Source organism: Candidatus Hydrogenedens sp., from assembly GCA_035378955.1.
Lineage (GTDB): Bacteria > Hydrogenedentota > Hydrogenedentia > Hydrogenedentales > Hydrogenedentaceae > Hydrogenedens.
Window position 1 is genome coordinate 1 of sequence record DAOSUS010000099.1, and the last position, 10,760, is coordinate 10,760.

Here is a 10,760-nt window from a genome sequence, read left to right on the forward strand (position 1 = left end):
AGGTAATTTTCTGGGAATATTAAGAAGGGGCTTAATGTTATGTTAATCGAAATTGAAAAATAAGCAACCCTAACAGTAAAACAAAGGAGAAAAACAATGAATACTTCACGCCGAGAATTTTTATTAGCAAGCAGTTCTTTAATAACAGCAAGTTCAATTATTGGAGCACCTGTATTTGCTCAAACGGAAAATGGAAGTAAGGAACATAAACTTCCGGAATTACCGTATGCGTATGATGCTCTTGAACCTTATATAGACGCACGAACTATGGAGTTGCATCATTCCAAGCATCATGCGGCTTATGTAAAGGGGCTGAATACAGCGGAAAAGGCTCTTGAAGAGGCACGATTAAAAAATGATTTTGCTTTGGTTCAGCATTGGTCGAAGCAAGCCGCATTTCATGGTGGAGGACATTTTTTGCATAGTATGTTCTGGAAGGTTATGGCTCCCCCAAACAATGGTGGAGGAGGAAAACCTTCTGGTGAATTATTGGAACTGATAGAGAGGGATTTTGGTTCTTTTGATGCCTTTCAAAATCATTTTACGGCTGCGGCAAATGCTGTAGAAGGAGGAGGCTGGGCTCTGTTACATTATCGTCCAGCGGATGGGAAATTAATTGTTCTTCAGGCAGAAAACCAGCATAAATTATCACCTTGGGGCGTGTTTCCGGTATTGGGTATTGATGTATGGGAACATGCATATTATCTGAAATATCAAAATAATCGTGGTGAATATGTGAAGGCTTGGTGGAATGTTGTAAATTGGGAACAGGTAGCGAAGAATATAAAAGCGTTAAAAGGTATTGCTTTATAAAGAGCGGTGAAACTGATATATAGAATAAGCCCACTCACGAATGAGTGGGCTTATTTATTAATAAGGACTAAAATATTTCAATCGGATTTGTATACACCCAGGGAACCCATTTTTTGTTCAAATATAGTTGTGCTTCAACGCGATATTTTCCCTGCTCTGTGGGTTTCCATTCAAAATCTCTACCTTCGTGTTCTTGAACAGCAATTCCATGACGATAGATAATAAATTTGCATGGATAGGGAGAAGCCATTTTTAAGGATAGGTTGGGAGTTAAGGGAATTCTTTCTCCACAAATTGCTTTTACATTTCCATCATCTGCAAAGAAAACGAAGCCTGTTGTTTCGGCAAGCATTTCAAAGCCAACAAAGACGCGACCTTCTTTTAAGGATTCCAGAATAGATTGTTCTGATAAATCATGAGCAAGAACATGGGTAGCGACATAACGAACCATAGTTGGATAAGGGTCTAATTGGACATGAAATACTGTTTTCCCTGGTTCCAGTTTTCCAAAAAGCAACCGCAATAAGAGACGGGAAAAGAGGTTTAATTTGTATTCGCCTATTTTATGTGGGCTGGTATCTTCGATATATAAAGTTCCTTGTGGAGTTATTTTCCCGACAAAGCCAGTATTTTGATGACAATCGTTTCCTGCGATTCCAACAATTTTCCGACTTATATTCATTTCGTCCCATCTTTTTATAACTTCTGTCAATGGGCTAAAAATACTTCTTAAAAGTTGCTCATGATATTTATTCAGATTAAGAATGATATTTGGAGCCAATTTGTAAAGGATAAATTTTTTATCGAGGCTTTTGAAATTGGTGTGAATATTATAGATTTCCATGCCGTTAAGTTCAGGTAATTGCCATTCTCGGGGTTCTTCGGAATGAGCAAAGAATAATAGACCTCCTTTTTCATGGATTTCTTTTGCAAGACTTTCCGGGTCTTTTTTGCAATCCAGGACAGTGTCCGTAGGTAGTCCCCAAGGCATAAATCCGTAATTCATTTCATAGCCCGGTATAAAAATGACACCATCGTGTTCCCCACGCCATTGTTTGGAATAGTCGGCTTTCCCTTCATCGCAGTGGTCAGACATACAAATGAATTGCCGCTTCTCCTGTTTTAACGCTCGCAAAATTTCTTCAAAAGGGACCTGACTGTCGTGGGATAATTCGGAGTGGCTATGACAAACGCCGGCGTAATCATTCCAGCCATCGTCATAGACAGGGGGTTGGTATTGGCTTCGGAGTTCTTCCCAGGCTTGTTTTTCACGGGGAAATTCTACATAGCGGTTATAGATTGCGTTACGGAACAGAAACAGGAAAGCAATTAAAATCAGGACAATAAGGATTGATATACTATATAATGTCCATTTTAATGTCCGTTTTAAGATAGAGGATGTCATGGTAAAATCCTTTACTTGGAAGGTTTGATATTAATAATAAGAAAATAAGTGAAAGAATGAGGTAAAGTATAACATAAAAGAAGAGTAAAATTATAGGAGATTACAATGAAACATAAAGGTCCTTATATATATGAGTATCCACATCCTGCTGTAACTGTGGATGCGGTTGTGTTCAGGAAGATAAGTAGAGATTGGGAGGTTCTATTAATAAAACGCATGAATGCTCCTTTTGAAGGGTATTGGGCTTTACCGGGTGGATTTATTGATGAGCATGAAACATTGGAGCAGGCAGTAGAACGGGAACTTTTTGAAGAAACTTCGTTAAAGGGGGTTAAATTACAACAATTGAAGGCATTTAGTAATCCATACAGGGACCCTCGAGGAAGAACAATTGGTGTGGCTTTTGTTGGGGTATTAAAAAATATGGATGCGGAAGTTCGTGCCAATGATGATGCAAAGGAAGTTCAATGGTTTTCAATAGATAATCTTCCGGAATTAGCATTTGACCATGCAGAGATAATGGATTGTGCTATTGAATGGTTAGAAAAGTATGTAAGTGAAAAATAATTTTTATTTATAGGGAAGTATATGCAAAAGTTTGAATTGGAACCGTGGTTTGAAAGAAGAAATCTTGCATTGTTAACTGATTTGTATCAATTAACAATGATGGCAGGCTATTTTAAGGAAGGGCGAGGAGAAATTCCTGTTACTTTCGATTATTTTTTTCGTAGTTTACCACCGCATTCGGGTTTTGCTATTTTTGCAGGATTAGAGTCGTTTCTACTTTACTTAAAAAATTTACATTTTACGGAGGATGACATTAATTATTTGAGAAGTTTAAAGATATTTGATGATGATTTTTTGGCATTTCTTAAAGATTTTAAGATACATTTAAAAGTAAAGGCGGTGCTGGAAGGGACTTTAATTTTTCCATTTGAGCCTGTGGTGCAGATAGAAGGACCTTTATTGGAAGCCCAGTTAGTAGAGACGGCATTACTTAATATGTTGAATTATCAGACATTGATAGCGAGTAAGTCGGCGCGGGTGTGTTTAGCTGCGGAACCAGACCCGGTAATAGAATTTGGTCTTCGCCGAGCCCATGGACCGGATGGTGGAACAAGTGCCTCGCGTGCCGCATATATTGGTGGTTGTATGGCGACATCCAATGTAATGGCAGGTAAGGTGTATGGCATACCTGTAACAGGAACCCATGCTCATAGCTGGGTTATGAGTTATCAGAGCGAACTGGAGGCGTTTCGTGCTTTTGCAAGACTTTATCCTCAACGATGTGTTTTGTTAGTTGATACCTATGACCCGATAAAAAGTGGAATTCCTAATGCGGTTCAGGTGTTCAAAGAGATGAGAGAAGAGGGAATAGATGTGAAGCCCGCTATCCGTATTGATTCGGGAGACCTGGCTCGTATCAGTAAAGTAGCATATCGGATGATGAGAGAAGCAGGATTCGAGAATCCCATGATTATAGGGTCAAATGATTTGAACGAAGATTTGATTGCAGATTTGAAACGGCAGGGTGCGAAGATTAATGCGTGGGGTGTAGGAACTCATTTGATAACTTCGTATGATTGCCCCGCTTTGAATGGTGTTTATAAACTGGTAGCCGTATATCGGGATGGGGGATGGGAATCGCGGATTAAAATCACAGGGAATATTGAAAAAAGCACAGACCCCGGTCGAAAAGTTCCTGTGCGATATTACACAGAAGGTGGAAATCTATTAGGGGATGTTATGTATCTGGAAGGAGAGGAATATCCTGAGAAAGGGAGTATTCCAACGCGTTCCCGATTGTTTCCCCATATCCCCCAAAAATTAGAAGGGGCTGGATATGCCAAACCTTTGTTAAAAGAAGTATTCAGTGATGGGGAGATTAAAATACCGTTAGAGACGGTACAAGATATTCGAGAACGAGTTCGAGAGCAGGTATTTTCACTTTCGGAAGAATATAAACGGCTTCGTAATCCGGAAGTGTATCGTATATTTTTATCCCCTCGTTTGGGAGAATTAAAAAATCAGATATGGCAAAACCCGGAAGCGGGAATTGTATTTCATTAGGAGATGAACAATGAGACTTGTTAAAGTTGGAACTTCTTCGGTTTCAGTAAAAGTTGGAGATTTTCAAAGAAATACAGAAAATTTATGTGAGGTTATTGATACTGCCAGAAAAGAAAATGTGCATTTGTTAGTGACCCCCGAATTAGCTATCAGTGGTTATAGTTTGGAAGACCGATTATTTTGGGATGATATAGTTGAACATAGTTGGGCTTCATTATTAAAGATTGCAGAACATACAGAAGGGATTGGTGTTTTTGTTGGACTTCCTGTCCAAAAAGAATCGTATTTGTTTAATGCGACTGCCTTTGTCTGTAATCGGAAAATACACGGATTAATTTTGAAAAAATATTTGCCTACTTATCAGGTGTTTTATGAAGGTAGGTATTGGTCTTCGTGGGCAGGAGGGACTACGGAAATTCATGGGATACCAGCAGGCGATATTATTTTTGAATTACCTTATGGCTTGGTTTCTGCTGAAATTTGTGAGGATATATGGTCTTCTCATTCTCCCTCTGCAGACCGTGCTATACATGGGGCAGAGATAATTTGCAATTTGAGTGCATCTCCGTTTAGCCCGTTGAAAAACCAGTTGCGTAAGCAATTGGTACTAACCAATGCTATGCGAATTAAGGTTGTTTATATTTATTCCAATCTATTAGGATGTGATAATAGTCGGCTTATTTTTGATGGAGGAGGGATTATTGCTACTCCGGAGGGTTCTATCGTTACGGGTCCGATATTGTCCAATAGACGATGGACGCTTACTACAACAGTAGTGAATTTAGATGAGGTAACACGAATACGAAAAGAAAATTCTACATGGAAAACAGAGGCTTTACAGTCGGAGAGAGAAAACATAACGAAAAGAGTTGTTGTGGATTGTCCTCAGTTTATACCATCTCCATTGAAAGAGTGGGTGAATACATTACCTAAAAGTTTTTATATACCTGAAACAAAGTCAGCGGAAAATATTCAAATAGAGAATAATTATTTTGAGCAATTGTTTTCGGCATTGTCGTTGGGGCTTAGGGATTATTTTGAGAAAGTGGGTGTATTTGATAGGTTTTTGGTGGCTCTTTCTGGGGGAAGAGATAGTGCATTAAGTTTGCTGCTTGCGGTAGAAGCCGGGAAAAATTTGAAAGAGGGGAAATATCCGGATAAATATAGGGATAAAGTGTCATGTATTTATTTACCTCACAAAAGTTACAGTAGTTCAGATACAAGAAAAGCAGCAGAATTGTTAGCCCAGGAATTGGGAGTTTCCTTTCAGGTGGTAAGTATTCATGAAGAATCGGAAATAGCATATAAGAAAGCGGTTGAAATTGTGGGTGGAGAAGAAAATGTCAAAGCACTTACACGACAAAATTTACAGGCGCGAGTTCGTGGCGCTATGATGTTAAACTGGGCAAATAATGTGAATGGATTGTTGCTGGTTACCTCCAATTTGAGTGAGTCAGCAGTTGGTTATACAACAACGGGAGGTGATAATGAAGGAGGTTTTTCACCGATTGCCAATGTTCCGAAAACAGTTATTTCTGCATTGTTAGAATATCTTGCAGAGACGAGGAAAATTTGTGCTTTGGAAATGATATTAAAGATACCTCCGACAGCAGAATTAGCACCTAATCAGACGGATGAGGATGACCTGATGCCGTATAAAGTGCTGGATGAGTTAATTTTCCTTTTTGCGAAACAAAGGTTTTCTCTTGTGGATTGTTGGAAAATTTTATGTTTAAGATTTTCGGAATTTTCATCCAAACAACTGAAAAAGTGGACAGAAGATTTTGCGAAAAGGTTTGTTGCAAATCAATGGAAACGAGACCAACATCCTGTATCTTTGAAGGTATTAGAACCTGATTTTGACCCTAAGACAGGTTTCCGTTTCCCCGTAATTCAGAGTATTGATGAAGAATTAGAAAAGTTACGAAAGGCGAAATTGTAATCTATTTTACACCTTTAATCTGTCCTTGGATAATAAAAAGGGGATAACCTTTTTTCAAAGGAAGATGTATGAATTTATCCTTATTATTTTCCATCAGCACTTCACCCATGAGATTTTGAACAATAACAGGGGATTCTGTAACTTTAACTTTCAGGCATTTATCTTCATTGGCAGACCAGAGAACCAGTATATTTCCTTGTTGAAAAGCAATGATGTTTTCTCCAAAATCTTTACGAATTTGAATATTTTTATCAGGTAGATTTCTACAAATGTTTGCACATGCTCGTAGTGCGGGTTTTTGAGAGAAATCCTGTCGAATAATGCCAAAATTAGATTCAAAATAAAAGGGGTCATCGCCATCGTTTCTAAAGTCATACCAACTGATATTCTGAACAGCACCTGAAGCAATAGAGGATAAATAACATCGTGCTAATAATAGGGCTTGTTCGCGTTCTGTGACCCCATCTTTCCATAAATGACTGCTCCAACCCATTTCTGTAATCCATACAGGGCGATTTTGCACTTGCTGAGCCACTCGTTTTAATTCGTCCATAAATTTAATGTCATCGAGTTTCCGTCGGTACGGATGAATAGTGAGTATGTCAAAAGGAGTATTTGCTTGCAGGCAGAAATCAATGAAATTGTTGTCAATTCCAGAAGTGGAAATGGCTAAAACATGTGCTTCCGGGTCTGCCTTTTTAATAACTTCATAACATCTTTTTACCAGTTCGGGATATAATTCTTTCGGTCCTTGCCAGAAAAAGATATTCGGTTCGTTATATATCTCCCAGTGTTTTACTCTGTCTTTGAAATGATTCACCGTCGCTTCGGTGTATCGAACGAAATCTTCAATTCCTTTCATTGAATAAGGTTCTGTCCATAATGCCCAATAACATAGAATTCCATATACACTGATACCATAGTTTAAAGAAGTATTTACAATGTTGTCATAAAAATCGAAATTGAATTTTCCAGGTTCTGGCTCTATAATATCCCAGATAAAATCCTCTCGCGTCCATTTTATACCTGCCTGACACGCAAGTTGTGCTGCTTTTTCTCTATTTTTCTGGTCAGAACCATACCTAAGGAAATATAATCCCATACCCCAGGGAGAATTGGGATTTAAGGTTTTGTTTAAAGGATAATCAATTTCTTTTGAGTAGGTAGAATTAGCAAGAAATGTTTTACCGTCATTTCTATTAAATGTCCAGTATACTTCGATGAAATTTTTGTTTGTTGGAATGTCGACTGGAATTTCTAAATTTATAGTTTGAATTGAGGGCGGGATAACTAATTTTTGGGTAGATGCAGATATTAAATTTTGTTCCCAATCTTTTAGTTGAATATCTAAATTGCCAGAAACCTCTTTATCCAGTAAATTTGTAAATGAACACGATGAATAAACTTTTCCATGATTATCTTTGTAGGTTCTGGAAACAAGAATACATTCTTGTTGAGAAGATATATTTGTTTCGCAAATAAAAGATTGAATTTGTAATTGCAGGATGTCGCTTGGACAATGGGACTTGTTAATTTGAAATTTTATAAATCGCAATGGAGTTCGGACTTTTCCATCATTTTCACCGGAAAAGTATTCCCAGTTTTCGGGAGGTGCATTAAATTCAATTGTTTGCTCTCCATATTGTAAAGTGCCAATTTTCTTTTGAAAGAACTGAAAATGGGAGGCAAGTAATATCTCTATTTCACTACCTGCTGAACTTGCCCAAAGCTTTAAGATAAATTTTTGGGGTGTTCCGTAAATAGATAAAGAAGGATGATTAAAACTAACAGATGAATTCTTTGAAAAATCAATTTCCCAAATAGGGTCTTTGAAAGCAATACCGGAGGAAGTATGAATAGAGGAAGAGTTTGTTTGGAGATTTACAAATTCATATTGAATTGTTTGAACAGGTTCTTCTGCTGTGCATTTCCATAAGATAATCAGCAGTCCTAATGTAAAGGCAAGTTTTGTTCTTAACATTCTTATATCCTTTTTATTTATAGAATATTATATTAGCATATAAAAAAAGACTTTTCTAACTTATATAAGTTCCATATATATTGTTTTGTTCTTATTCATTACAAAAGAAATATATATCTATGATAATTTATGAGAGTACCACTAGAAGTTGTTGATTTTGAGCAATTATATTTATAAAATGCAACAGCAATATTTTTAAAAAAGAAATAGCATTTGAGTTCCCTGGGCTAAAAAAGAATTTTTTAAACGATTTTGTCTCTTTAAGAATGGTATAATGGTATAAATGTTGATGTTTTAATGTATTATTTCAAAAGGATTTGTATCTTTGACAAAAATGGTTTTTACATAAGGAAAGAAAAATGAAAAAAAGAATATGTCTATTGTTGTTGTCAATTCCTTGCTGTTTATTAGTGTGGAGTGACTCAACATCGTTTTCGAAGATAAACAAGCAATGGGATTTCCGCTATAAAGTGTTTGTTATTGGTGCGTGGTGGGGACCAGGGTCAAAGGATGTAGAACTTAAACTTTATAAAGAAGCAGGGTTTAATGTGGTAATGATAGGTAGATATATGCAGATGGATGATTATGCAGATATTGAAAAATGTAAAAGAGAACTGGATTTAGCACAACGACATGGGCTTTGGGTTATGTTTGACACTTATACCATGAATGAACACCCCTGGGGAGGCAAAGCCTGGCAAGAACCCTACCCCGAAAAAACACACCATCCAGCAAGTTTGGAAGAACTCCAATTTTTATGTGAAAAAATTGGGAGACATCCAGCACTTTTAGGTTTTTTATTAGGAGATGACCAGGGAGAAGTTACGCTACGAACAAAAGACTGTACAGATTTTCTTTTCAAACAATCAAAACCACATCTTATACCCTGGTTATGCGGATGGATACCACCTAAAAATCTGGCAGAGCATAATAATCCCATTTGTGACCCGCAAATATATCCACCCCTCAAAAAGTGGCATCTTTCTGCCGATAGATTAGCAGTAGAATATGTCTGCAATTACTTAAAATGGAGCAAGGAATGTAAAAAATACGGAATTCTTTTCTGGCCGATGTTTTATGTAGCTGGTTTGCCCGGGACAAAATTCAATTACTTTCCCAGCGACTCATTTATACGCTTTCCTGCGTATTTATCGTTGGCTTTTGGTGCCAAAGGAATCTGGTATTTCCACTATGGGGGTGGAAGTATTCGCACGGTAGAAGAACTTGAAACAGAAGATGCAGTAAAAAGTAGCGGATTAACTCCAGTTTATGAAGTGGTAAAAGAGATTAACAATCGTATATCTTCATGGGGAGATATGGTTATTGATAAGGAGTATACGGAAATATATAGCACTGCCTTTAGAGAGATCCCGAGAATGCAAATGATAAAAGAACTCCAAAAGCCAGGAAGAGGCAAAATTATTGAAGGAATGGATGAGGATTTGATTGTAGGAATTTTGGAAAAGAAAGGGAAACCATCGCTTGCTATGGTAATAAATTGCCAGGTGAGTAAAGAATGGAATGCTGTCCCATACCGCGAGGTAGTTATTTATTTCTCACAACGAGTAAAAAAAGTAAAAATATGGGATGGTGACAAAACAAAAGAGATTGAGGACAACGAAGTAAAATTTGACATTACCCCAGGTAGCGGTCAGTTAATAGAAATATTTAAGTAATTATAAGATATAATCCATAAACAGGATAGGAGAATATGTATAAAAGATAAGAGAATGGAGGTATTAAGATGGGGCAAGATAAGAAATGGTTTCTTGGGGTTTCTTCTGTGGATATTACACCACCTGTGGGATTGTGAATGTCGGTTTATGCTTTGCGAGATAAACCTGCAGAATCAGCGTTACATCCACTCTGGGTAAAAGCCCTTGCTCTACAGGATATATAAGGAACATTAGCGGTAATTGTAGATTGCGATATTATAGGTTTTCCGCGGGAAGTTTCAGAGAGAATTAAAAGCAGGGTAATGCATGAACTTAAAATTCCTCCAGATAGAGTTTTATTAAATAGTTCTCATACCCATTCAGGACCTGTAATAGAAAAATCATTAGTAAATATATATCCACTTGATGGAACTGACCAGTTGGAAAAAATAAAAAATTACACAGAGAGATTAGAAGAGAAAGTGTTCCAATCTATTCGAGAATCAGTGTCAAAATTAACACCTGCTAACCTCTATTATGGAAAAGGTATTGCTCGATTTGCAGTTAATAGACGCAATAACAAGGCAAGTGAGATAGAAAGTTCGTATGAATTCAAGGGACCTGTTGACTACAATGTTCCTGTCCTTTTTGCTAAATCAGTAGAGGGTAATTCTATAATAACCCTTGTTTGTAGTTATGCATGTCATGGTACGGTACTTGCAGATTATTATTGGTGTGGAGATTATCCAGGGTTTGCTCAGATAGAATTGCAGAATATGTATCCAGGCTCAGTATCTATTTTTTTAGCGGGTTGTGGAGCAGATATAGACCCCATGCCACGACTAAAACTATCATTAGCCAGACAATATGGAAAGGAATTAGCCTGTGCTGTTG

The 10,760-nt window shown here is 37.3% G+C and carries 8 protein-coding genes; 6 read left to right on the forward strand and 2 right to left on the reverse strand.

The genetic code is table 11. The features are described 5' to 3' along the window. Nucleotides 1-96 precede the first annotated feature (96 nt). Nucleotides 97-813, forward strand: a complete 717-nt coding sequence (locus PLA12_13445; protein HOQ33498.1) for a superoxide dismutase — start codon at nt 97-99, stop codon at nt 811-813. Nucleotides 814-880: 67 nt separating this feature from the next. Here PLA12_13445 and PLA12_13450 read toward each other — a convergent pair whose 3' ends face one another. After that, complete coding sequence (locus tag PLA12_13450; GenBank protein HOQ33499.1) at nt 881-2,218, reverse strand: hypothetical protein; 1,338 nt, start codon at nt 2,216-2,218, stop codon at nt 881-883. A gap of 105 nt (nt 2,219-2,323) precedes the next feature. Between PLA12_13450 and PLA12_13455 the strand changes: the two genes are divergently transcribed. The 3 genes from PLA12_13455 to nadE are packed head-to-tail and all read left to right on the forward strand — an operon-like array spanning nt 2,324 to nt 6,230. Beyond that, nucleotides 2,324-2,785: an NUDIX hydrolase gene (locus PLA12_13455; protein HOQ33500.1), complete on the forward strand. Its 462-nt coding sequence runs from the start codon at nt 2,324-2,326 to the stop codon at nt 2,783-2,785. A gap of 21 nt (nt 2,786-2,806) precedes the next feature. Then, entirely contained in the window at nt 2,807-4,288 is a 1,482-nt protein-coding gene (locus PLA12_13460; GenBank protein ID HOQ33501.1) for a nicotinate phosphoribosyltransferase, read from the forward strand. Between the two features lie 10 nt (nt 4,289-4,298). Then, the gene (nadE, locus tag PLA12_13465) at nt 4,299-6,230 is read left to right on the forward strand and encodes an NAD(+) synthase (GenBank protein ID HOQ33502.1); all 1,932 of its coding nucleotides are present in this window, start codon (nt 4,299-4,301) and stop codon (nt 6,228-6,230) included. A 1-nt stretch (nt 6,231) separates the two neighbouring features. On the opposite strand, the gene PLA12_13470 is transcribed toward nadE, so the two are convergent. Then, on the reverse strand, nt 6,232-8,211 hold the full coding sequence (locus PLA12_13470; GenBank protein HOQ33503.1) for a family 1 glycosylhydrolase: 1,980 nt from the start codon (nt 8,209-8,211) through the stop codon (nt 6,232-6,234). Nucleotides 8,212-8,570: 359 nt separating this feature from the next. On the opposite strand from PLA12_13470, the gene PLA12_13475 reads away from it, so the two are divergent. Both PLA12_13475 and PLA12_13480 read left to right on the forward strand, forming a co-directional pair. Further along, nucleotides 8,571-9,887 carry a hypothetical protein gene (locus PLA12_13475; GenBank protein HOQ33504.1) on the forward strand — a complete coding sequence of 439 codons (1,317 nt, stop codon included), beginning with the start codon at nt 8,571-8,573 and terminating at the stop codon, nt 9,885-9,887. A 302-nt stretch (nt 9,888-10,189) separates the two neighbouring features. Next, nucleotides 10,190-10,760: hypothetical protein (locus PLA12_13480; GenBank protein HOQ33505.1), on the forward strand; the 571-nt coding region annotated here is incomplete at its 3' end.

Coding starts and splice junctions, on each gene's coding strand:
- PLA12_13445 (HOQ33498.1), top strand. CDS start 97: ATGAATACTTCACGCCGAGAATTTTTATTAGCAAGCAGTTCTTTAATA.
- PLA12_13450 (HOQ33499.1), bottom strand. CDS start 2,218: ATGACATCCTCTATCTTAAAACGGACATTAAAATGGACATTATATAGT.
- PLA12_13455 (HOQ33500.1), top strand. CDS start 2,324: ATGAAACATAAAGGTCCTTATATATATGAGTATCCACATCCTGCTGTA.
- PLA12_13460 (HOQ33501.1), top strand. CDS start 2,807: ATGCAAAAGTTTGAATTGGAACCGTGGTTTGAAAGAAGAAATCTTGCA.
- nadE (HOQ33502.1), top strand. CDS start 4,299: ATGAGACTTGTTAAAGTTGGAACTTCTTCGGTTTCAGTAAAAGTTGGA.
- PLA12_13470 (HOQ33503.1), bottom strand. CDS start 8,211: ATGTTAAGAACAAAACTTGCCTTTACATTAGGACTGCTGATTATCTTA.
- PLA12_13475 (HOQ33504.1), top strand. CDS start 8,571: ATGAAAAAAAGAATATGTCTATTGTTGTTGTCAATTCCTTGCTGTTTA.